General features: G+C 33.4%; 20 protein-coding genes and 1 other RNA gene. 9 read left to right on the top strand and 12 right to left on the bottom strand.

Annotated elements, in window-relative coordinates:
* Positions 1-25: 25 nt before the first annotated feature.
* On the bottom strand, positions 26-1,228 hold the full coding sequence (locus AC4FQ3_RS10915; RefSeq protein WP_491181868.1) for an NAD(P)-dependent oxidoreductase: 1,203 nt from the start codon (positions 1,226-1,228) through the stop codon (positions 26-28).
* A 240-nt stretch (positions 1,229-1,468) separates the two neighbouring features.
* Here AC4FQ3_RS10915 and AC4FQ3_RS10920 point away from each other — a divergent pair, with 240 nt between their 5' ends.
* Both AC4FQ3_RS10920 and ssrA read left to right on the top strand, forming a co-directional pair.
* On the top strand, positions 1,469-2,671 hold the full coding sequence (locus AC4FQ3_RS10920) for a serine hydrolase domain-containing protein (RefSeq protein ID WP_073395292.1): 1,203 nt from the start codon (positions 1,469-1,471) through the stop codon (positions 2,669-2,671).
* A 66-nt stretch (positions 2,672-2,737) separates the two neighbouring features.
* Positions 2,738-3,133: a transfer-messenger RNA gene (gene ssrA / locus AC4FQ3_RS10925) on the top strand.
* 331 nt (positions 3,134-3,464) lie between these two features.
* Here the strand turns inward: ssrA and AC4FQ3_RS10930 are convergent.
* Both AC4FQ3_RS10930 and AC4FQ3_RS10935 read right to left on the bottom strand, forming a co-directional pair.
* Positions 3,465-3,602 (bottom strand): TIGR04149 family rSAM-modified RiPP, encoded by a 138-nt coding sequence (locus AC4FQ3_RS10930; RefSeq protein WP_491182039.1) that lies wholly within the window; start codon positions 3,600-3,602, stop codon positions 3,465-3,467.
* Between the two features lie 211 nt (positions 3,603-3,813).
* Positions 3,814-4,470 (bottom strand): response regulator, encoded by a 657-nt coding sequence (locus AC4FQ3_RS10935; RefSeq protein ID WP_491181869.1) that lies wholly within the window; start codon positions 4,468-4,470, stop codon positions 3,814-3,816.
* Positions 4,471-4,566: 96 nt separating this feature from the next.
* Here AC4FQ3_RS10935 and AC4FQ3_RS10940 point away from each other — a divergent pair, with 96 nt between their 5' ends.
* From AC4FQ3_RS10940 to AC4FQ3_RS10950, 3 genes are all read left to right on the top strand, one after another.
* Positions 4,567-5,280 (top strand): LytR/AlgR family response regulator transcription factor, encoded by a 714-nt coding sequence (locus AC4FQ3_RS10940; protein ID WP_491181870.1) that lies wholly within the window; start codon positions 4,567-4,569, stop codon positions 5,278-5,280.
* Positions 5,281-5,605: 325 nt separating this feature from the next.
* A complete protein-coding gene (locus tag AC4FQ3_RS10945; RefSeq protein ID WP_042563139.1) occupies positions 5,606-5,809 on the top strand; it encodes a hypothetical protein in 204 nt (67 codons plus the stop codon).
* Positions 5,810-5,915: 106 nt separating this feature from the next.
* Positions 5,916-7,895, top strand: coding sequence for an ATP-binding protein (locus AC4FQ3_RS10950; RefSeq protein ID WP_491181871.1), 1,980 nt, complete (start codon positions 5,916-5,918; stop codon positions 7,893-7,895).
* 56 nt (positions 7,896-7,951) lie between these two features.
* On the opposite strand, the gene katG is transcribed toward AC4FQ3_RS10950, so the two are convergent.
* The 8 genes from katG to AC4FQ3_RS10990 form a co-directional block, all read right to left on the bottom strand.
* Positions 7,952-10,216 carry a catalase/peroxidase HPI gene (gene katG / locus AC4FQ3_RS10955; protein ID WP_491181872.1) on the bottom strand — a complete coding sequence of 755 codons (2,265 nt, stop codon included), beginning with the start codon at positions 10,214-10,216 and terminating at the stop codon, positions 7,952-7,954.
* A gap of 244 nt (positions 10,217-10,460) precedes the next feature.
* On the bottom strand, positions 10,461-11,873 hold the full coding sequence (locus tag AC4FQ3_RS10960) for a TolC family protein (protein ID WP_491181873.1): 1,413 nt from the start codon (positions 11,871-11,873) through the stop codon (positions 10,461-10,463).
* Positions 11,854-13,206: an HlyD family secretion protein gene (locus tag AC4FQ3_RS10965; protein WP_463460216.1), complete on the bottom strand. Its 1,353-nt coding sequence runs from the start codon at positions 13,204-13,206 to the stop codon at positions 11,854-11,856. Before AC4FQ3_RS10965 ends, AC4FQ3_RS10960 begins: the two co-directional genes overlap by 20 nt.
* A 2-nt stretch (positions 13,207-13,208) precedes the next feature.
* Complete coding sequence (locus tag AC4FQ3_RS10970) at positions 13,209-14,864, bottom strand: peptidase domain-containing ABC transporter (RefSeq protein WP_491181874.1); 1,656 nt, start codon at positions 14,862-14,864, stop codon at positions 13,209-13,211.
* A gap of 101 nt (positions 14,865-14,965) precedes the next feature.
* A complete protein-coding gene (locus tag AC4FQ3_RS10975; protein ID WP_491181875.1) occupies positions 14,966-15,301 on the bottom strand; it encodes a hypothetical protein in 336 nt (111 codons plus the stop codon).
* A gap of 494 nt (positions 15,302-15,795) precedes the next feature.
* Entirely contained in the window at positions 15,796-16,125 is a 330-nt protein-coding gene (locus AC4FQ3_RS10980) for a DUF4870 domain-containing protein (protein ID WP_042563144.1), read from the bottom strand.
* A 128-nt stretch (positions 16,126-16,253) separates the two neighbouring features.
* Complete coding sequence (locus tag AC4FQ3_RS10985) at positions 16,254-16,997, bottom strand: LytR/AlgR family response regulator transcription factor (protein ID WP_207384877.1); 744 nt, start codon at positions 16,995-16,997, stop codon at positions 16,254-16,256.
* Positions 16,994-19,018 (bottom strand): sensor histidine kinase, encoded by a 2,025-nt coding sequence (locus AC4FQ3_RS10990; RefSeq protein WP_491181876.1) that lies wholly within the window; start codon positions 19,016-19,018, stop codon positions 16,994-16,996. Before AC4FQ3_RS10990 ends, AC4FQ3_RS10985 begins: the two co-directional genes overlap by 4 nt.
* 247 nt (positions 19,019-19,265) lie before the next feature.
* Here AC4FQ3_RS10990 and AC4FQ3_RS10995 point away from each other — a divergent pair, with 247 nt between their 5' ends.
* From AC4FQ3_RS10995 to AC4FQ3_RS11010, 4 genes are read left to right on the top strand one after another with little or no spacing between them, the layout of a single operon-like run.
* On the top strand, positions 19,266-19,718 hold the full coding sequence (locus AC4FQ3_RS10995; RefSeq protein WP_463460213.1) for a hypothetical protein: 453 nt from the start codon (positions 19,266-19,268) through the stop codon (positions 19,716-19,718).
* Between the two features lie 4 nt (positions 19,719-19,722).
* On the top strand, positions 19,723-20,181 hold the full coding sequence (locus AC4FQ3_RS11000) for a hypothetical protein (RefSeq protein WP_042563148.1): 459 nt from the start codon (positions 19,723-19,725) through the stop codon (positions 20,179-20,181).
* Positions 20,165-20,680 (top strand): hypothetical protein, encoded by a 516-nt coding sequence (locus AC4FQ3_RS11005; protein WP_042563149.1) that lies wholly within the window; start codon positions 20,165-20,167, stop codon positions 20,678-20,680. Before AC4FQ3_RS11000 ends, AC4FQ3_RS11005 begins: the two co-directional genes overlap by 17 nt.
* 18 nt (positions 20,681-20,698) lie before the next feature.
* A complete protein-coding gene (locus AC4FQ3_RS11010) occupies positions 20,699-21,310 on the top strand; it encodes a hypothetical protein (protein WP_042563150.1) in 612 nt (203 codons plus the stop codon).
* Between the two features lie 50 nt (positions 21,311-21,360).
* On the opposite strand, the gene AC4FQ3_RS11015 is transcribed toward AC4FQ3_RS11010, so the two are convergent.
* Positions 21,361-22,833: a M20/M25/M40 family metallo-hydrolase gene (locus tag AC4FQ3_RS11015; RefSeq protein ID WP_491181877.1), complete on the bottom strand. Its 1,473-nt coding sequence runs from the start codon at positions 22,831-22,833 to the stop codon at positions 21,361-21,363.
* Positions 22,834-22,869 lie beyond the last annotated feature (36 nt).

The raw sequence follows: 22,869 nt of genomic DNA on the forward strand, positions 1-22,869 counted from the left end.
TGAAACCTGAAACCTGAAACTTTTTTTACTTCCCGTCAGCGTAGTCTTGTAAATACGCAAATCTTGGTGTTAACTTACCATTTTCGGTGATTTTGGCACGTTTAAGAATTCCATCTTTATCGCCATTAAAAAAGGCAGGAATAACATGTTCCATAAATTGTTCACCAAAACCTTCGCTGGCATCTTTTGGAATTTCGCATGGCAAATTATCAACTGCCATAACCACAACCGCAGCAGGGTGAAAAACATCTACTTCTTTATCTTCTAAAGGAAAATAACCATATAAAGGCTCAGCAATTGTTGACGAACGCAACGTACAGGCAATTGGTCCGTTTACATCACAAGAAATATCTGCCACTACTTTTACTTTACAGTCGCTGGCATTGAGCATTTCTTTGGTTAAAATCATCGGAGCGCCACTTGCGTGAAAATGACCCGCAAAATAAATATCTGAAACTTTAGTGAATTTTTCAAAATCAGAAACATAAGCTTCAGGATGCTCTACAAAATCATTAAAATCAAGAGCTTGACCGTCAATTCGTTTGTTATATTCTAAAACATCCAGCTGAACATATACCGCTTGTGTATAGTTCTTTGTTAAATAATTTTCAACTGTGATTTCTTTTATTTTAATCGCATCCAGAATTTCTTTCGCCCCGGAGCCTACTTTTCCTGTTCCGGTAACGACAAACTTCAAAGCTGGGATTGTAATACGCTTTAGATGTTTAATTAAATCATCTTTTCCGGCAAGAGTTTCCGCTTTTGGAAGCTTGAAAAGTTCAAATTTTATTCCGAAAGCACGAATTCCGCTATAAACACCAACCATTCCGGCATACTTTCCAAAACCTATTAAACGGCGATTATGCTCATCAACTATAGTTTCATGATCATACAAATCGATGTTTTTTTCTAAAATTGCTTTTAGTAGTTTTTGATTATAAGGTTGTTTCTTAATTGTGTGCGAAAAAAAGAAGTATGCTTTATTTGGAATTAAATTTTCAACCGGGACTTCTTTGACACCAAATAAAACATCACAATTTGATACATCATCTGTAATAGTAATCCCTAAACTTTTATATTGAATGTCGGAAAAAATTCTAATATCTGAGCTTTCTACCTCCACGGTAGCATCATGATAAAGCTGTTTTAATTTTGCAAGTTCACCCGGAGCAAATACTACACGTCTGTCTGGTGGGTTTTTTCTTTCTTTTATAATTCCAAATTTCATTTATATCAGATTAAGATAAATATTAATATAACTTTTTAGATTCAATTTGTTTCAAATATAACAAAAAAAGTTAAAATTTTGTTGTTTTTTTCTGATTTCAAACATTTTTACAACGTTAATCATTGATGCACAATCGACTAACAAAAAAAGAAGTTAAAAAAATGTTAAAAAAAGTTTCTTCAGAGGATGAAAAAACAAAAACATAATTATTGAATTCTATATATTTGTTTTTAAAGAATGATGAAAATGAGCCTCCTTAAAAAAACAAATATACCACAAATACTTTTCCTAATTTTAGTTTTTGCTTCATGCGGAAAAGAAAAAGCCACGACACAAAAACCAACTGTCACAGTAGAAGATACATTACCTAAAATGAAACCGGCCGGTCCTGAAAAAAGACTTCCGGCAAATTATGTAAACTCAGTTACAGGAAGAATAAATCATTTTTACAATAAAAACTGGCCAAACAATAGCATGAACGGAAGTTTTCTGGTAGCGAGAAATGGTCAGATTATTTTTGAAAGATATAACGGATTTGCTAATAAAAATGAAGGGACAAAAATTACAGCAGAAACATCTGTACAGATTGCTTCTGTAAGTAAAGTATTGACTGCTACGGCTGTTCTAAAACTTGTAAATGCAGGTAAAATTGATTTGGACCAAAAAGTAAATACAATTTTAAAAACATTTCCCTACGAAAATTGTACCATTAGAATGTTATTATCCCATAGAACCGGAATGCGAAACTATGCGTATTTTACAGATCATGATAAATCAGTTTGGGACAGACATAATCAATTAACTAATCAGGATATTCTTGATATCCTGGCAACTAAAAACATTGGTCTGGAAGCACCAACGGGAACTCGTTTTAGCTATTGCAATACTAATTATGCCATGCTGGCTCTTATTATTGAAAAAGTTACAGGTTTAAAATATAAAGAAGCAATGTCTGAAATGATTTTTAAACCATTAGGAATGACACATACGTACGTTTTTGACGATGACAAGGATCGAAAAAACATTGTACCTTCTTATAAAGGGAATGGCGTAGAAATTGGTTTTGATTATCTGGATAATGTATATGGAGATAAAAATATATTTTCTACTGTAAGAGATCTTTTAAAATTTGACAGAGCAAGAAATGCACCTGGTTTTTTAAAACCTGAATTACTAAAAGAAGTTTATACAGGTTACAGTAATGAACGCAAAGGAACAAAAAATTACGGTCTTGGAATCAGAATGATCAATTGGGATTCGGGGCAAAATTATTACTTCCATAATGGCTGGTGGCACGGAAATACCTCATCTTATGTTCCGTTGATGAAAGAAAATGTAACCATTATTGCGCTTTCAAACAAAATGACCAGAAAGACGTATGCAGTTCGTAAACTGGCTCCAATTTTTGGCGATTATCCGTTTGTTTTTAAAGATGAAGAATAATTAAATTTTAAGTGAAATTTATTATTTATCTAACGTCAAAAAGTATAAATTTGCAAACTCATTTTTGGGGTCGACTGGTTTTGACAGCAAGTCGAATTGGAAAGTAAGCACGTCGAGCATTGAGACCTTGCTCGTAAATATAAGATCTTACACTTTTACACGGCGAAAATAACTACGCTTTAGCTGCATAATCTGAATTATAGTAAGATTAGCCACGTCCCTATCAGATAGGGAAGCTGGATTCTCCTTGAAAGCCTTGGTTTGTGGCGGTCAGTACAGGGGAACCGTAAAAATAAACCTAGATTTCCATGAGCTTCGGGTGGATATCGAAATTAAGAAGATAAGTGTTGAGTGGTTGTTCCTGACCTAGCTTAACATCGAAAATCCAATCAGGAAATAAACGTGTAGAAAGCTCTTTAGTTGCTTGTTTGGACCCGGGTTCGATTCCCGGCGACTCCACAAAAAAGCCTGTAAACTCAATGTTTACAGGCTTTTTGTTTTTAAATAAGTTTTAAAGTTTAGCAATATTGCATACTTATGTTCTAAAAATATCACGAAACTGATATAACAATTTTTCTGCTAATCTTAAATCTTCGGTAATAATCTCTGCGGTTCCTGACATTTCCTGCTGAAACGGAATGGCTTTATGATATGAGGTTTCAAGCTTTTTTTTGGCAAAACTACATCAATCCATAATTATTTTTTCATTCTATTTTCTAAATTAGAATATGATTCTAATAGATTAAGGCTGAAATAAATCAGCCTTAATCATCAAATATTGCATTTTAGCAGATTAGCATCTACCAACGTAATCTGAAACTAATCCAGATTGACCGTTGTAAGATCCGTTACAATAACAAGAAAATGACCCCCCGGAAATTATTCTCATTTCGTCTCTGTTCAATGCATTTTTAACATCTTTTAGGCTTATTTTTTTTCATCTAAGGTTTTTTTGATGATTAATAAATAGTTAAAAACTATCTCAAATCTCAGAAATTAATCCAAAGTGCACATTGCTTTCGTTAATTTTAAATAACTCTTACCAAACTTATAAAGAAGAAATGGAATGCTAACATATCGCAAACAACCTTTAACAAAGAAGGTTATTTATAAGTAAAATATGTTAAAATCGTGAAGTGGACTTAAATAAATCCTTGTTTTATTGCTTCTTTCACTAAACCAGAATCATCAGTTACGTCAAAGATTTTTTTCATGCGGAGAATACGTTTTTGAATAGCGCTTGTTGTCAAACAAATAACACCATCAAGCTCTTTTATTTTAAAGCCTTTGGATAAATAAAATATAATCTGACGGTTGTAATCTTCGACCATCAATTCTTTTTTCCAAATTTCATTGATGCATTTTTTTGCGGTCGGGCTTTGATATTGTTTGCCTTGCATTACGTCTGATACTGCTTCCTGCAATTTCTCCGGAGTGATATCATTTTTTATAATTAAACCTTCCGGGCGAACTTTTTTTGCAATATCATAAACGATAATTATCTCGGTATGCGCCGTAATCATAATAGATTTGCAGTTTGGCATAACTTCTTTAATGTACAAAACTAAATTACTGCCCGAAAAGATAGATTTTTCTTCATAAGCAGGTAATCCTTTATCAACTATGGCGATGTCAAAAGATTGTTTTGCAGCGATATTTTTGGTAATGGCAAAATAAGCTTCTTCACAATTATGAGCTTTTGTGAAATGTGGTTTATTTGAGGCAAAAGAATCTCCTGAAAGTGCATTAATATAGCCCTCTACAGTCATCGGATGATCATCTACTACAAGTATATTCATTAATTAAAATTTAACTTTAACAAAATAGGCAGTTTTTCTGCAACATTGAAAATTTAAACTTTTCTAGATTGCGCTTTCTTATTATTAGTATAATTTATGCGGTTTTCCTTTCTTATTATTGATGACAATGCCTCCAATGCTAAAAAAACCTTAGAACTTTTCGAGAATTTTCCTAATTATTTTTGTGCCGGTGTAGCCAAAGATAATCAAATGGCAATAAACCAAATCATAAAACTAAAACCACAATTGGTAATTGTACAGATTCCTGCAAAAGCTGAAGAGCGAACTGTACTTTTTAAAACCATTGCAGAATTATTTCAATATGTAGAATCCCTACCTTATTTTGTTGCTTTGGCAGAATCATCAAATTACGCGTTTGAAGCAATACAATCCGGATTTTCTGATTATATCGTAGAGTCATTACAGTTGCATGATTTAGGGAAATTGCTGTTTAAATTTGAAAAGAAAACCCCTGTACACCTTGCAACAAGTATTTGCATTAAATCTTATAGTGATTATCATTTTGTGGCGCTGCAAAATGTAACTTATTTAAAAGCAGACAATAACACAACTGATATTCAAATGGATAACGGAAAAACGGTTAATGCCTACAAAACTTTAAAACATTTTGAAAGTACATTGCCCTTTTACTTTCTACGAATTCATAAAAGCTATATCGTAAACATAAATCATGTTTCCAGAATACATTTCAGCAAATCAAAATGCTACCTAAATTACAACGAAATACTCCCTTTTTCACTTACTTACAAAGATAATGTCGATTCTATAATCAGAAAAATAAACATTTAGAAGATACCGCTTCCTCTATCTAAAAACGAATAAAATAGTCCTTTTATTTTAAATGATCCCTTTCACCACTTCGATTATGCCTTAAACTATTGTAATCAACAGGGTCACTATAAGCAAGGCAAAAACTAAATATCAAACCTCTTTTTTCCTGTTTATTTGCCATTATAATCAACCAAAATAATTATTGAAAGTGGGGAAAATGTTGCTTTTAAGTAATGTCATTTTCAATAATTAGAATTGTCACTTCCCGGCTTTTCAAAAAGGTAATTCCGAAAGGAAGACTGCCCCAGATATTATTTACTAATTATTTAATTCATTACTTTTTATGAAAAAGCTATTATTTGCTATTGGCTCTATTGCGGCTATGATTGTCATTTCTTCTTGCTCTACTGACAATTTGGAAGAGGGGAAAACAGAAAATTTAATAAACAAGAACCAAATTTTGCCATCGGTAACTACTGACAGTTTAAATAGTACAACTCCTCAAAATCTACTTGAGATATCTGATAAAGATAAAAATCAAGGGTAATATTTTTATAATAACCAGATAATGTTTCTAATTATCTGGTTATTAATATCTATTTTTGGATAAACTTTTTCCGAAGACATTGAAGATAAAATCTAAAATATTCTTGTTGGTTTTTTTTTTAATTATAGCATGCCACAAAAAAAATCATTCCAGCAAATTTAAAAAAGCAGTAATTGAAGCTTTAAAAAATACTGATTCAGAAACATTTAAAAATGATAGTAAAGAAAAAATAGTAGATACTATTTATAATTATTTATCAAAATATGAAAATGATTCTGTTACCAGAAATTTGTATTTTAAAGTTGCCAGCAAGTATTACAATATTGGCCAATATGAAAAATTTCTAACTGCTGTTAAAAAAGTTTACAATCTTGGACTAAAACAGGATGATACTACTCATATTGCAAAAGCACTCTATTTTTTTGGCGATTATTATGAACAGAAATCGCAATTAGACAGTGCTTTTAGTTATTATTCGCAGTCTGAAAGGCTTTACAAAATAAAAAATGATACTTTAAATTCAGGAAGAACACAATTATACAAAGCCGGAATTTTATTTGATGCCGGAATTTTTTCTGAAAGTGAAATTGAAGCTATCAGCGCTTTAAGGCTTCTTTCGAAAACTACCAATACACGATTAATCTATGAATCTTATGTTTTGTTGGCTATTTCATTGAATGAAGTTAATGACTGCTCTAATTCATTAAGATATTTCAACCTCGCTTTAAAGCAATTAAATCAGCTTGAAAAAGAAAATTATCCAAAGGAAAAAATTATTAAATCGAGAATTTCCTGCTGCAATAATATGGGCCGGATTTATGAAAAACTAAACAATCATAAAAAAGCAATACAATTATATAATACTGCTTTACAAATCAAGGATTTAAAACAAAATTATCCAAAATCGTATGCAATGCTGCTCGATAATCTTGGGCATTCTCAAATGAAAACAGGAAATTATACGAATGTATATCAACTGTTGAGCGAATCGTTAAGAGTAAGCGATAGTCTTGACATAAAACCCATTATGATATCCAATAAAATTAATATTGGGCAATATTTTCTATTTAAAAAAGATACTGTAAAAGCGTTAAATTATATTAAGCAAGGATTTGAATTATCCCAAAAAATAAAATCTAACGAATTAACTATTCAATCTTTAAAATTGTTGATGGAGAATGACTTCAAAAACAAGACGTTTTATACAAATCAGTATTTAAAAATTGATGACAGCCTGCAAAAAGTAGAAAGAATAACAAAAAATCAATTTGCAAGAATTGCTTTTGAAACAGATCAGGTTGAAGAAAAAAATGAAATTTTATCTAAAAGAAACAGTTATATTATTATTGGCTTTGGCATTGTAATTCTTTTTTCATTTGTGTTTTTTATAATATATCGCTTGAAATCAAAAAATAAAGAACTGTTTTATATTAAAGAACAACAGGAAGCAAATGAAAAGATATATCAGTTGATGTTACAGCAACAATCTGAAACAGAATTGGCCCGCAATGAGGAACGAAATCGTATTGCAATGGAATTACATGATGGCATTGTGAATAGTGTTTTTACTACCCGATTCAATCTTATTCAACTAGATTCAATTCAAACAGATAAAAAAGAGCTATTGGTTAAGGAACTTGAAAAAACAGAAAATGAAATAAGACGGGTTTCGCATAATTTAACACAAAACCTGCTTTTTGAAGATAAGAGTTTTCCTGAAATAGTGACAAATCTTGTTGAATCTCAAAAAAATCAGTTTAACACAAAGTTTGATGTATCGGTAGATAAATATATAGATTGGTTTTCTGTATCAAGTATCAACAAAATACATATTTACCGCATTATTCAGGAGGCTTTGCAAAATATCAATAAATATTCGAATGCCGAAAGATGTTATATAATGTTATTAAAAACCGGAGATAAAATTACGATTCGGATTTGGGATAATGGAAATGGATTTAATATCGAAAAAGTAAAATATGGTATTGGATTAAAAAATATTGAAGAGAGAACCAATGCATTAGAAGGAAAGTTAAAAATAATATCTGACATAGGAAACGGAACTACGATAGAAGTGGTTTTTTAAGATAAAAACAAAAAGAGGAGATATAAATCTCCTCTTTTTTTGATGTTTAACAATGTTTATTTTGCTAAATCAAACCTGTCTAAATTCATTACTTTATTCCATGTTGCAACAAAGTCATTTACAAATTTTGCTTGTGCATCCGCGCTTGCGTATACTTCTGCTATTGCTCTTAATTCTGAATTAGATCCAAAAACAAGATCTGCACGAGTTCCAATCCATTTTGGCTGACCTGTATTACGATCGTTTCCTGCATAAAGTTCTTTATCATTTGATACTGCTTTCCATTGGGTATTCATATCAAGCAAGTTTATAAAGAAATCATTAGTTAACTGACCCGGACGATGTGTAAAAACTCCATTCTTGCTTCCATCTGTATTAATATCCAACACACGTAATCCTCCTAAAAGTACCGTCAATTCTGGTGGAGTAAGTGTTAATAAATTTGCTTTATCAAGAAGAAGTTCTTCTGTAGAAACTGTTGATCTTGTTTTTCTGTAATTTCTAAAACCGTCTGCTTTAGGTTCTAGATATCCAAATGATTCAACATCTGTTTGTTCCTGAGACGCATCCATACGACCTGGTGTAAAAGGCACTCTAACTGTATTTCCTGTTGCTTTTTCTACACCGGCGCAACCTGCCAAAACAATTAAATCGGCTAGTGAAACTTTTTTACCTTCTTGCGTTGCATCAAATTCTGCTTTAATACCTTCAAGTTTGTCTAAAACCTGTTTAAGTTGTGCAGGATTATTTACTTGCCAGTCTTTTTGCGGAGCTAATCTTATACGTCCACCGTTTGCACCGCCACGTTTATCAGAACCTCTAAATGTAGAAGCCGAAGCCCATGCCGTTGCTACTAATTGTGAGGTACTCAATCCTGCATTTAGTATTTTACCTTTTAATTGAGCTATATCATTTTCATCTACTAATGTATGATTTACTTCCGGAATAGGATCTTGCCATAACAATTCTTCTTGCGGAACTTCCGGTCCTAAATAACGCTCGCGAGGTCCCATATCTCTATGTGTTAGCTTAAACCATGCACGGGCAAAAGCGTCTGCAAACTCATCAGGATTTTCAAGAAAACGACGTGATATTTTTTCATAAGCAGGATCTAATCTTAATGATAAATCTGTAGTAAGCATTGTTGGCAAATGTTTTTTACTACTGTCAAAAGCATCCGGAATAATCGCTTCGGCATTTTTTGCTACCCATTGATGCGCTCCTGCTGGGCTTTTAGAAAGTTCCCACTCAAAACCAAATAAATTTTCGAAGAAATTATTACTCCATTGCGTTGGCGTTTTTGTCCACGTAACTTCTAATCCGCTTGTAATTGCATCTGCACCTTTTCCGGAACCAAAACTATTTTGCCAGCCAAATCCCTGTAATTCAAGACCTGATGCTTCTGGTTCTTTACCTACGTGATCAGAAGAAGCTGCACCGTGGGTTTTTCCAAATGTATGTCCTCCGGCAATTAATGCTACCGTTTCTTCATCATCCATCGCCATACGGCTAAAAGTGTCTCTAATATCTTTGGCTGCAGCAATCGGATCAGGATTTCCGTCAGGACCTTCAGGGTTTACATATATAAGTCCCATTTGAACAGCAGCAAGAGGATTTTCTAAATTTCTGGAGTGAACATGACCATCTGCATCATCATCAGAAGATACAACGCCATGCTCTTTTGGTACTCCTTCAGAACCATCACTATAACGTTCATCTCCACCTAACCATGTAGTTTCTGAACCCCAATAAACAGCTTCATCCGGTTCCCATACATCAGCGCGTCCTCCGGCAAAACCGAAAGTTTTAAAGCCCATAGATTCTAAAGCTACATTTCCGGTTAATATCATTAAATCTGCCCATGAAATTTTTTGTCCGTATTTCTGTTTAATAGGCCATAAAAGTCTTCTTGCTTTATCAAGGCTCACATTATCCGGCCAACTATTTAGAGGAGCAAAACGTTGTTGCCCTGCACCTGCACCACCGCGACCATCCTGTACACGATATGTTCCTGCACTATGCCATGCCATTCGAATGAATAAACCTCCGTAATGACCAAAGTCTGCCGGCCACCAATCTTGTGAATCTGTCATAAGTGCGTGCAAATCTTTTTTTACTGCTTCAAGATCAAGACTTTTAAATGCTTCTGCATAATTGAAGTCTTTATTCATAGGATCTGAAAGTGGCGAATGCTGTCGCAGGATACTTACCTTTAACTGATTGGGCCACCAGTCACGGTTTTTTGTGCCTGTTGCAGCTGCATTATCCATACTGCCATTGTGAAAAGGGCACTTGCTGATGTCATTTGATTGATTTTCCATGATTTACAAATTTTATTTTTTTGTTTTTTGTATTATTTTCGATACTACTAATTTACAAACAAAATAAAAAGGATGTATGCGTTATGAATATTATATCAATCTACTTTAATAGATAAAATCTATTGTTTTGATTTTAATTAGTTTGTTATTTAAGATTTTTACCTATAAATGAACTATATAAAAAAACCTGTAAATAAAAATTCACAGGTTTCTCTTTAAACAATTAACTATTAAAAAAATAAAATCAATCCGGATTTGCCAGTATCTTATACAACTCGGCATTTGAAATATAAAACTGATTTTCAATACCAATTTGAGACAGTTTTGCACTCACCAGATTATTCTCTCTCGAATTGATCAGGAAAATGGAGCTTTCGCCAAATGAAAACAATTTCTCTTCAGAGTTTAGCATTGTCAAATAATCTTTTACCAGACTGTCAATAACTTCTTTTTGCTTTTTTAAAGATGTAATTTCAGTTTGCTGCGCTTTTATTTTGTTTTTGAGTTCTAGTCTTTGCTGATCGATATCAAATTTTAAATCCTGCATTTTTAATTTAGCCAGTTTTAGGCTTCCGCGTTCTTTTCTCAAAAAAATCGGAATGCTGAAATCAATATTAAATTTGTAATCATCGGCATTAAAAGAATCAAAATAAACAGGTTCAGAAATGTAATTGTAACCAACATTGACCTTTGGCAAAAGCGAATTTGCTTTTAATTTTCTGTTGATTTCCAATATTGATAATTTAGTTTCTAAAGCTTGTATTTTAGGATGCGATTCTAATGTTTCAACATTTACCATCATCGCATCTGTTTTTAGCGTTTCTTCAACAGTTTCAATTAAATTTTGTTCCGGTTTTACATGATCTTCCAATTCTACAGGAACATTTTCAATCCATAAATAATTTGAAAGATTAAGTCTGGCTTTTGCCAATTTTAAATTTCCGTTTTCAACATTCAGTTGCCTGTTTCGTACAGTAATTTTAGCTTCGACACTATCAATTGCGGGAGAATCACCAAGTTCGATCAGTTTTTTTACGCCTTCAAAACGGGTACTCGCAAAACCCAGATAACTTTTATAAAGTTCGGCTTCGTTAAAGCTTTTCCTCCATTCAAAATAAGCCTCACTTGCTTTGTATAAAACAGCTATCGCTTTTAATTTTCGTTCGGCATCGCTTAATTTTATCTGTAGTTTACCTTCTCTTACATCGGCCATACGTTGGTTGATGAACATTCCCTGCCCCAGAGCCACACTAATTCCAAGAGAAGTTAATCCTGCCTCTGGTGTACGATTTTGCGGGTTGTAATATTGCCCGTCTGTATCATCAAATCCGGCTTTAACTTCAATTCCATACCAAGTTGGGATTTTGAAACTGCTGTTTAACAGCGAATAATATTCTGTTCCTTTAAATTCTTTTTTATTGTAATCTACTTCAATTTTTGGATCAAAACCACCACGCGCCACCATAAGTTTTGCCTGTGCATTACTTACTTCAAGATTGGCTTGTTTTACCAGCGGGTGGTATTTTTTTACGTATCCTAAAAATTCGCTGTAGCTTAGTTCTTCTTTGTTAAAATCCTGACTGTATGAATGTAAAAAACCAAGGAAAAACAAAAAAGAAAACACAACGTATCTTATTTTATTTTTTCTCTTTTCCATTTGCTGCTTTTTCATCTGACTTATAATAATTTGGCGGAAAACCATTTAGGTTACGCCATATTTCATACCATACAGAAACTGTTTCTAATAAGGCGATACTTTGTGCCCCTGCACCAATACTCAATTCTTTTGGCCATTTTTGATCTTTACCATCCGGAGAAATAAGCACTCTGTATTTTCCGTTGGCACTTATAAAGTTTTCAATTGCTACAATTCTTCCGCCAAAAGTTCCATAAGATAAACCCGGCCAGCCTGAAAATACAATTCTTGGCCATCCATCAAACCAAACTCTAACTTTTGCACCACGATGCACCAACGGAAGATCGATAGGATCTACATAAGTTTCTACTGCAATATCATAGCTAGACGGCATAATACTTACAACCGGAGTTCCTTCTTTAATTGTTTCGCCAAGACCCGCCAATAAAGCACGATTTACGTAACCGCTTTGAGGAGCAGTAATATAATACATGCCGTTTCTTAAACTATAGTTTACATATTGATTCTGCAGTTTATTTACTTGGGCTTTAGTATCATATTGCGTACTTAAAGCAGTAAACTTATCGCTTTTTGATTTCGAAATTTTCTCAGTATATTCGGCTGTAATTCTATTTATTTCGACTTTCGCATTGATCAGTTCGTTTTTACTGCTCAAAAGTTTGTTTTGCTGCGTAATGATATACGCTTCAGATTCCTGAAGTTTTAATCTTTTTTGTTCGACATCTGTAAGTGGTTTTAAACCTTCTTTGTTAAGTGCTGTCGAACGATTAAATTGAGTAGTAGCGATTCTTAATTGCGTTTTTACAGCTTCAAGATCCATACTGTCACTTTTAATTTTTAAGTGCGCCTGTTTTATTTTATTCTGAGCCTGTTGTAGTTTTAATTCTCTTTCTGTATTAAGCGACTGTGCCTGAACATCAAGTGAGTTTACTTTATCACCGTATGATTCTACTGCCATTTTTTTTGCATCCACCTGATCTTTTGTATTTCCAACCAGATTCGGATCTAAATAATCTTCTTTGGTTTCAGAAATAAACAAAATCGTGTCTCCTTTTTTTACATAATCACCTTCCTGAACGTACCATTTTTCGATTCTTCCGGCAATGGCATTATGGACGGTCTGAGGTCTTTGATCCGGTTTTAAAGTTGTAACAGAACCACTCCCTGAAATATTTTGAGTCCACGGTAGAAAAAGACATGCAACAGCAAATAGTAAAAAACCAACTATTACCCTGTTTAAAATTTTATAATGTGGTCTGCGGGCAACGCTGGTAATAGAAGCGTATTGTCCCGGAGTTATGAGTATATTATTATCTTTAGATATATTGAGCATGATTAAAGCTTTATGTCGTTAATAATTTTTCCGTCATCAATCGTGATCATACGGTCGCATTTGTCCATCCAGACATCACTTTTAGAAGTTACAATTACCGTCCAGTTATTTTCTTCGGAAAGTAAAAAATCAATGATTTTACCCGAAGTCAATTCGTCCATTTTATCAACAGGATCTTCGAGAAATAATATATTAGGTTTGTGAACAATGCTTCGTGCCAACAATATTTTTTGAATATCCGACGCAGAAAGTTCTCCCCCACCCGGATGAATCTGATTTTCGAGTCCGTTTGGAAAAGTTTTAATATACGGTGTCAGGCAAACATTATCCAATGCCCATTTTAAATCATCATTATTAATGGCTTTATTTCCAAAAAGAATGTTTTCTCTAATGGTTCCTGCAAAAAGCGTATCGCCCTGCAAGAAAGTTCCGGCCTGCGCTCTGTATGCATCTTCGTCCAGACGGTTCATGTAATTATCTGTCACGTACATGGCACCGCTTTCAGGTTCAAGTAAACCGGAAAGTAAACGTAATAAGGTACTTTTTCCGGCTCCGTTTGTTCCTCTTAATACTATTTTTTCGCCCTGAGCGATTTTTAGATTAATATTTTTAAGTGATTTTTTATTATAACCCGGATAATTATAGGCAATGCTTTCGGTTTCGATTGTAATTCCGGTTTCGGTTACTGTTGCTGTTTTCGGAATACAGGATATTTCCATATCCGTTACCTGACCAATTTTCTCTACAGAAGTCAGCACATCATAAAAAGATTCCAGACCAAAGATTATTTTTTCTACAGAATTGATTAGTAATACGATAACAATTTCAGCAGCTACAAACTGCCCAATGTTCATTTGATGGTGAATTACCAGAAAACCACCAATCGACAGCAGGGCAGCCGTAACTATTACTTTAAAAATAGTAAGCTGAATGTATTGTTTTTTCATTACCTGAAAATGCTTTTCGCGGTAATTGACGTATTGACTTACGTAACTATCATTTCTTTCGAGAGCATATTCGAAACTTCCTTTTTTGCGGAAGCTTTCGCGGTTGCGCGCTATTTCCTGAAGCCAGGCCGCGACTTTGTATTTAAACTTCGATTCGTTAAGACTGGTTTCAAGACCTTCTTTGTATGAAAATTTAAAAATGATATACAAAATTGCGATAAAGAAAAGCCCGATAACCGTAAAGAAAGAATGGTATAAAACCAATAATATAATCCCAAGACCTACCTGTAAAAAAGCGGTACAAAAGTCTAATAAAAGTTTTGCAGTTCCTTTTTGTACCATTAAAGTATCAAAAAAGCGGTTTGCTTTTTCAGGCGCATATTCAGAATGCATTTCCTTAAATTTGATTAAAGGCATTCTGTAAGCAAATTCAAATGAAGATCGCACAAAAATTCGCTGTTGCAAATTCTCCACAATTCGAAGCTGTAAAATAACGAGAACACCTCCAAATGCTACTCCGACAGTAACTAAAAATACAAGTACAATCCAGGAAACACTAAGCTGGCCGCTTTGTATAAAGTTGATAATAGCCTGGATTCCTAACGGCAGCGAAAGGTTGACCAAACCAGCAAAAGCAGCGTAAAAAATAATTTGATATACGTCGCGTTTATCTAGTTTGAGTAAATTAATAAAACGTTTAAATGGTGTCATGAATTTATATATAAATACAAGATTAATAGATAGATAATATATACGGCAAATGCCATATAAAGGATTTTAGAATTGCTTCTAATCCGAAAAAAAAAGAGTATTTATACTATGAATTGAGGAGGTGGCAAATGAATTTTGCCATGAAAACCGAAAGTGAAAATCGGGTTATTTATATAATTTTTTCCTTTAGTCCCTGTTTTAATATATAAATCAGGCAATGAAGCACTTAAAGGAATTAAATAATCTAATGAAGGAATACCTTTTGCAACTTTAGCAGTCTTTGCATCTTTAGATTCAAAATCATTTTTTTCTTCGGTAATACCGTCACATTTAAAAATCTTTTTTAGAAAATTACAGGTCATTCCTTTAATAGAATCCTGTTCTGTATTTTCTTTAATGATTTGGCTCAGACTATTAGACATGTTCATACTGCTCATTAAAAAGTACCCAATTAGCAACACCTGAAGGCATTTGCATAAAAGACTATTTTTAATTTTGTTCAGCATTCTATCGTTTCTAAATTTACTTTTTAACCCAAAAAAACAGCTCTCATTTTGTATAAAAACCAATCTTATTTAAGCTGATTTTCCTACCATTTTTTCGTGGGTGCGCAATTTAAAACTAAATTGAAAGCGCAACATTAGAATAACATTAGAATTTGATTAAATCCAAACAATAAACTGATTAACAAATACTTAAACAATATAAACATTCTTTTTTTTATGTTATTTTTTTATTAATTAGCATATTTATAAAAAAAAAGAGACAATTATAAATTATCTCTCTTTTGATTTTCCAAATTAAATTCCGAATTTATTTCCAGCGATTTTGCCTTCAAAAAAACTTTACTTCATATAAAAACTACAAGTTAAAAAAGAAGCAGAATTTGGTTTTAATATTCAAAAACCAAAATTAAAAAGGGAGATTAGATTTAGTTGATAAAACCAAATTTATCCTCAAAAATTTTCCCGATAACCGGAATAGGTTTCTTTTGCTCGTTGGCTGCATTTATGATTCCGAAAATCCATAAAATGAAAATAGCGTAACCAATATAATTCAGAAAATAAAGTGAAGTAATCGAAAATACGATTACAGAAAGCACAATATTTACAGCAAATGATACCAGAAAAATTCCGAAGCCTTGTTTAAGGTGATAGGTTACCAAATCACTTTTTGGCGTTAAATCTTTGCTTTTTACGTAGGCTATAATCCAACCAATAATGGTGATGTAGCTCAGGATTGATAATGTTTTTTTATCCATTGTTCTATTTATTTGTATGGTTCAAAAATAAATACAACACCGGAAACTTCAAGCAAACACTTTGTTACTGGTAGCTTTTAATTGGTATTTGTAGCACTTGAATGTATAATCCGTCAAGAGCTATATCATTATAATTCATCTTTCATTAATTTAAAAAACTGCTCTTTTTTTCCTCTCGAAACAGGCACGGCAGATTTGTCATTCATGTGTATCATTCCTTCTCGCGAATAACTTAAAATGGCGTTTATATTGATGAGATGCGACTGATGAACGCGAAAAAACAAGGGCGGAACCAGAATGTCTTCGTAATTCTTTAACGGTTTGGAAACCATTATTTTTCTGCCATCTACAAGAAAAAATGTGGTATAAGAACCCGAAGTTTCGCATCTGATAATGTGATCTAATTTTACCACATACATCGCTTCCTGCGTGGGCAATACAATCCTGTCCGGTGTTTTAGAGAGATTAGTTTGAAGCTCATTAATTTGCTGGTTTTCAAGAACTCTTTCTTTTAAAACTGCAATTCGGTCGATTGCCATTTTTAATTCCTGCGGATCAATGGGCTTGAGCAAATAATCTATGGCGCTATACTTAAAAGCATTTACGGCATGCTGCTCATAAGCGGTTGTAAAAATGAGATGAAAAGATTGAAAAGTAAGTTGCTGAAGTACTTCAAAACCAGTTCCGTCCTTCAGCATAATATCCATAAAAACGAGATCAGGTTTTAGTCTGTCGATCATTTTTTTTGCCTCGTCAACACTTTCTGCATAACCAATTATCTGAACCAAATCTCCGGCCACCATTTCGAGCATAATCGATAAGGCTTCTCTCAGCCTGTTTTCGTCTTCAATAATTATCGCTTTATAAATCATAATGTCGGAATATTTAAAATTACGATACAACCCTGCCCGTCTGTAACATTATCACGTTCTATAACTTTAAAACCGGCATTTGGGTTTTCTTTTTTCATTTTTGCCAGTCTTTCGTCTGTAATTGTGGTCGAAAGAGATTCGTGCGTATCATTAATTTTCAGTTTCCTGGATGCCGCCAATCCTATTCCGTTATCTTTAATAGTGCAAATTAAATTGCTTCCGTTTTCATCCAGTGCAAAATAAATTTCGATCAGTCCTCTTATATGATTTGCCTGTGGTTTTAAACCGTGTTCGACTGCATTTTCTATAAAAGGCTGAATCAATAATGGCGGTATCAGAATGTCCTTTTCTACTTCATCGGCACATTCAATTACATAATCAAACCCATTATTTAAACGGAGCTGCTGTAATTCGATATAATTTTTTAAGGTATTTATTTCTTCTTTCAGCGATATGGTTTCTTTTCTGGATTGCTCCAAAACCTGTCTGGTAAGTTTAGCAAATTTATTGAGATACGAAACGGCGGGAACGGTATCTTTTTGAAGGATCATACTTTGGATATTTCCCAAAGCATTAAAAATAAAATGCGGATCCATTTGCGAGCGAAGCAATCGTCGTTCAAGAAATAATCTTGCCGACAAATTTTCGATTGTTTCTTTTTCCATTAACTGCATTTTCAATTCGCTGTTGGCTTGTTCCTGCTGCAAAAATTCTTCCCGATTTTGATAATACCGCTGACGATAATGATACGAACGAAACATAAAAACGAGTCCAATTAACAAAACGCCGGCAATTCCGTAACCTAATAATTTATTTTGCTGCTCGAGTTCATTTTCAAGTTCAAGCTGTTTGATACGTTCTATTTTTTTTGCAGATTCATATCTCGCATCTGCATTTTGAAGAATTGACTGCGTTGATTCTTTGTACTTTAACTGGTTGTATTTTGTAAATAACGTATCGTAACCATAATAGGCTTCAAAATCTCTTCGCTTAACCGAAACTTCTTTTAAGCAATCATAAAAAGTGGCCAAAAGATAATTATCCGTATAAGGAAGACTTTTTTGATACTTGATACCGTCAATAAATAAAAGTTCGGCTTTAATATAATCGCCTTTTTGCGTAAAATAAAATCCCTTTAAACCTATCGCGCTTCGGTATATAATTTTGATATTATATTTTTTAGCAATAACGGTTGCTTTTTCCAGATTCTGCAAAAAAGCTTTTTCATTAATAGGCTGAGGCCCTTTTGTATACAGATCAGCCAGATTTATATACGCTATGCCAATATTACTTTTGCTGACTATTTTAGCTTCATTTTTTTCAGCAAAGGAAACCGTTTCCTGAAAAAAATTTAAAGTCGATTCCCAGTCTTTTACTCCTTCGGTTTCAATATTATCGGTTAAAAAACTTCCAAAAGCCAGTCTCGCATACATTTGGCTTTCGGGATCACCAGATTTTTCGGCATGTTTCATGGCTTCACGTGCATACTTTTCGACTTTTGTTGGCGATGCAGGCGAAAAAAGATAAGAGATATCCGAAGCAATTTTTGCACATTGATCGTGTGCATTTATCTTCGAAAATAATTTATAAGAATCTAACAAATAATTCAGTGCCTGAGGTTTATCATCAATATAAGATTTTAAAGATCCCATTGCGGCAGCTGCTTGTGCCTTAGCCCTTATGTTTTTAACTTTTTGTGCCAAAAAATAAGCGGTATCTGCATAGTGCAAAAATTCTTTAAGATGCAGCAATCGCCTTTGTGTCATGGCCATGTAGGCGTATGAAATTATTTCATCTTCTTTGCTTTTATTTTTTATAGCCAATTGAAGCGCCTGCTGCTGAATTTTAAGACAGGCAACAGTATCAGAAAAACGTTTGGCATATCCTTTTGCAGCCATTTTTTCAACTGCAGAAATATTTTGTGCCTGAATTGATATTGCAAATAAAAACAAAACCAAAAGGTATAAAAGGAACTTTAATTTGCTGTTTTTATCTAAAATACTAGTAAAAATTTGATACATAAATAATCATTAATACCGGCAAAATACAAATTGTGTTTGATTTACCAAACATTTCGGTATCGATTTTAAATTCATAAAACTCTAAATGAGAAGATCTTAAAAGAAATAAAAAACCTACAGGATTCGCAATATATTTCAGAATGAACCAAACAAAAACCAAAACCATCCATTTACCAATTCCCAATTGTTAATGGCTCGTGTATAGCGTAATCTTGTTCTAATTAATTATTTTAAAATGAATTCTATTATGAATAAGAAAAAACTTTCTTTACTGCTACTCTTCTTCTGTTTTTTAACGGGAATTGCATATGGGCAACAACTTGATGATAAACATACAAAAATTGAAATCATGGTTAAAGACGGAAATAAACCGATCACGGTGCAGGTTCGATCTTCCAGTATTTCTTTTAGCAAATCGGCCAATCTTACAGCCAAAGATTCTATTCAGAAAAATTATTATATCGCGATAGATTTAGAACGCCATGATATTAATTTATTAACTGCTTTTGCGAAAAACAAAAAAGGGCTTGACGGACAAATTATGATGACTGATACTAACGGAAAAACGCCTGCGCGAAAAATTGAATTTAAAAAGGCAACTTTAGATGCATTAACAGACCAGTTTACAAATGATTATTCGAGTGCCTATTTATCTCTTAATTGCAGCGGACTTGTAATAGATGGCATCAACATAGAATAAAGTTATGGAACTTCAACATTTTACAAAAAACGGCAATCAGTATATCATGAAAAAGCAATACATTTTTGGATTGATTGTGAGTTTTGGTATGGCGGCTTTTGCCATTGTGGGTATTTGGATAAATGAAATCATCATGGTCTGGATTTTTGGCATTTTGGCGGTTCTTTGTTTTATTTCGATCTGGATGAAACATGTTGTCATCGATTTGGACAAAAATGAGATTACGGTAAAAGTGGGATTAATAAATCCTGTTGTTCGTATTCCGCTAAAAGACTTTTTAAACTTTGAATTGGTGCGCATTACACAATATTTAATTACGACAAATACCTGTTTGAATGTCTATTATTTAAAAAACGGAGAAGAAAAAGCAGCCATGATTGCACAAGGATTTACAAAAAGATCGATGCAAAATCTGGTAAATGAAATTGACGAAATAATGAGGCTCAATGAACATTCGAGATAAATACGGAATTGAAGAAAATCTAAACTGGTTTTCTCTTCAGCCTGTAAAACCGCTACAAAATGTATCACAGTGGTTTTTGGCAGGAATTTTTGCAGCGGGAATTCTTTTGGCATTATTGGGTGAAATACTAAGCGAAGTAATGCGATATTCTATTGCTGTATTATTGATTTATGGCGTATTGCACAGTTTATATGATATTATAATAAGAGCCAAAATTCGTTATACTTTTGATATACGAAGCAATGCTGTTTACAGAACGATTCCGTTTTTTTCAGAAAAAAAGATAATGAAACTCGAAGAAGCTGTAATTTTTGTAAGTTCGTACATGGGAAGCTGGCATTATAGTTTAGGCGCCAAAAAAAGTCATTTTGTAAAGAGTTATTTTATTAGCGAAAATTTTAGTTCCGGAAAAAAAAGCGAACAAAAACAGCTGGAATATGAAGAACAAATTTTGATTAAAATTCACAAACTAATCGACGCCGTTCAGCCTTTGGCATAATATTGATATTTACAGCAAATGAAAAACTTATTTTTATATTTGATTTTTAGCCTTTTTACTATTTATAATCTGAGCTGTAATTCGGTTTTTAGAAGCAAAAATCAAGCGGTTGAAAATTCTAAACGGGATACTATTTATTTAAATGAAGATTTAAAAAAGCAATTAAGTCCGGTTTTAAAAAATTCTAAACGGATTAATTCCATAAAAAACTGGACTATAAAAACCAAAAGTTTGTGGGAAACGGCAGAAGGCGGAGAAGCAAAATTTTATTACAAAAACGGAAAACTGGAAAAAATCACCACGCATTATTTGAGTGAAACTTTTCAAAAACTAACGGTTTACCATTTAGAAAATCAAAAATTATCTTTTGTTTTTGACAAATACTACCAATACAATCGCCCCATGTATTATGATTCTATTGCCATGAAAAGTAATAACGATACCGAAGTATTCGATTTTAATAAAGCAGAAATAACAGTAAACAGATATTATTTTTTAGATCAGAAATTGATTTACCAACTCGATAGCGAAGATTGTGGCGCGCCATTTTCGACTGATTATTTGCTTGAAGCAGAAAAAGAAATAAAAAGGGAGTTTGAATATTTAGTGGAGATTTCAAATCAGAAATAAAAAAAAGGAGACTTTTCTAATTTAAGAAAGTCTCCTTTTTTCTAAATATATTATCGCTCCAAATCCGCCTTTGGTAAAAGTTTTGGTCTGTTTGCATCATTCGATAAAATCCATCCGGTGCGGTACATCCATTCTGTCATTTTGTGGAGTTTTGTATAGTCAATGTTTTCAGATTCATCCATTGGTGTGTGGTATTGACTGTGCAAAACACTGGTAAAAAACACAGCCGGAATTCCCTTGCGTACATATGGCAAATGGTCTGAACGGAAGAAAAAATACTCCGGATGTTCTGGTTTGTCCCACAATTTATCCAATTCAAATTTCGGACCTTCGTCATTGGCTTTTTTCGCAATCGCAACGAGATCTGAGGAATTTTCGTGTGGCGGAGTCGAACCTAAAAGTGCTGCCTGATTCACATTATTTCGGCCAATCATGTCTCCGTTTAAAACCGCAACAATATCTTTTTCAGGAACTGTAGGATGTTCAGCATACCAGCTTGATCCTAATAAACCACGTTCTTCTGCACCATGAAAAACAAATAAAGCAGTTCTTTTGCCGGGTTGTTTTTTATACGCTCTTGCCATTGCCAGCATCGCTACACACGTACTTGCATTATCGTCTGCACCATTGTAAATAGAATCCTGACCGTATTTTTGTCTCACGCCATCATGATCCTGATGACCGCTAAAAAGTACATATTCATTTTTCAATTTAGCATCAGTTCCTTCTATTTTTCCAACCACATTTACAGAGGGATATTTGTAGGTTTCTGAAACGACTTCGGCAGATAAATTATCTTTTGAGTTTTTTAGAAATTCTAACTGATCGTTGTGCAGCCAAAAAACAGGCATTCTTGGCGGCACCGGAATTTTATCCCTAAAACCCTGAATTCCGTAAACGCCTCTCGTCATTTGCGGCTCTACCTGCGACCAGCTTTTTTCTCCTAATTCATCGGCTACAATAATAAGTGCAACGGCTCCTTTCTGAATTAAAAATTCATAATATTTTTGTTTTACAAGTCCGGGATAACGTCTGTCAAAAAGCGAAATCTCATCCGGAATTCCTTCTTTCGAAGCTAATAAAACAACGGCTTTTCCTTTAATATCAATTTTGTCAATTTCCTGAGTCGACGAGGTTCCTAAATAAATTAACGGAGCATTGACTTTGGTATTCGTAGTTTCGGCTATTAAAACTTCGCTCCACAATTTGAACTGTTTTTGCCCTATTTTGAATGTTGTATTTGCAGTAACCTGATGTCTGTATAAATCAAAAAACTGAAAAAAAGTTCCGTCATCTCCGGCTGGCGACATTCCCGCTTCTTTGGCTTTATTGGCCAGCCACATCGACACTTTTAATTCGTCTAAAGTTCCGGCTTCGCGACCGTTAAAATGATCGCCGGCCATTTCGTACATATCTGTTTTTAAATCCTTTATGGTTATCGCACTTACCAGAGGTTTTTTAATTGCCTGTGCAAAAACAACTCCACTGTAAGCTATAAAAAGTAGTATAATTTTATTTGTCATGGGTTTTAATTTAAATCCAAACTTAGTAATTAAATG

The organism is Flavobacterium sp. AK-345 (assembly GCF_058310175.1).

Bases quoted from the DNA above. Each gene is read 5' to 3' on its own strand.
- AC4FQ3_RS10915 (WP_491181868.1), bottom strand. From the start codon at position 1,228: ATGAAATTTGGAATTATAAAAGAAAGAAAAAACCCACCAGACAGACGT.
- AC4FQ3_RS10920 (WP_073395292.1), top strand. From the start codon at position 1,469: ATGAAAATGAGCCTCCTTAAAAAAACAAATATACCACAAATACTTTTC.
- AC4FQ3_RS10935 (WP_491181869.1), bottom strand. From the start codon at position 4,470: ATGAATATACTTGTAGTAGATGATCATCCGATGACTGTAGAGGGCTAT.
- AC4FQ3_RS10940 (WP_491181870.1), top strand. From the start codon at position 4,567: ATGCGGTTTTCCTTTCTTATTATTGATGACAATGCCTCCAATGCTAAA.
- AC4FQ3_RS10945 (WP_042563139.1), top strand. From the start codon at position 5,606: ATGAAAAAGCTATTATTTGCTATTGGCTCTATTGCGGCTATGATTGTC.
- katG (WP_491181872.1), bottom strand. From the start codon at position 10,216: ATGGAAAATCAATCAAATGACATCAGCAAGTGCCCTTTTCACAATGGC.
- AC4FQ3_RS10960 (WP_491181873.1), bottom strand. From the start codon at position 11,873: ATGGAAAAGAGAAAAAATAAAATAAGATACGTTGTGTTTTCTTTTTTG.
- AC4FQ3_RS10965 (WP_463460216.1), bottom strand. From the start codon at position 13,206: ATGCTCAATATATCTAAAGATAATAATATACTCATAACTCCGGGACAA.
- AC4FQ3_RS10970 (WP_491181874.1), bottom strand. From the start codon at position 14,864: ATGACACCATTTAAACGTTTTATTAATTTACTCAAACTAGATAAACGC.
- AC4FQ3_RS10975 (WP_491181875.1), bottom strand. From the start codon at position 15,301: ATGAGCAGTATGAACATGTCTAATAGTCTGAGCCAAATCATTAAAGAA.
- AC4FQ3_RS10980 (WP_042563144.1), bottom strand. From the start codon at position 16,125: ATGGATAAAAAAACATTATCAATCCTGAGCTACATCACCATTATTGGT.
- AC4FQ3_RS10985 (WP_207384877.1), bottom strand. From the start codon at position 16,997: ATGATTTATAAAGCGATAATTATTGAAGACGAAAACAGGCTGAGAGAA.
- AC4FQ3_RS10990 (WP_491181876.1), bottom strand. From the start codon at position 19,018: ATGTATCAAATTTTTACTAGTATTTTAGATAAAAACAGCAAATTAAAG.
- AC4FQ3_RS10995 (WP_463460213.1), top strand. From the start codon at position 19,266: ATGAATAAGAAAAAACTTTCTTTACTGCTACTCTTCTTCTGTTTTTTA.
- AC4FQ3_RS11000 (WP_042563148.1), top strand. From the start codon at position 19,723: ATGGAACTTCAACATTTTACAAAAAACGGCAATCAGTATATCATGAAA.
- AC4FQ3_RS11005 (WP_042563149.1), top strand. From the start codon at position 20,165: ATGAACATTCGAGATAAATACGGAATTGAAGAAAATCTAAACTGGTTT.
- AC4FQ3_RS11010 (WP_042563150.1), top strand. From the start codon at position 20,699: ATGAAAAACTTATTTTTATATTTGATTTTTAGCCTTTTTACTATTTAT.
- AC4FQ3_RS11015 (WP_491181877.1), bottom strand. From the start codon at position 22,833: ATGACAAATAAAATTATACTACTTTTTATAGCTTACAGTGGAGTTGTT.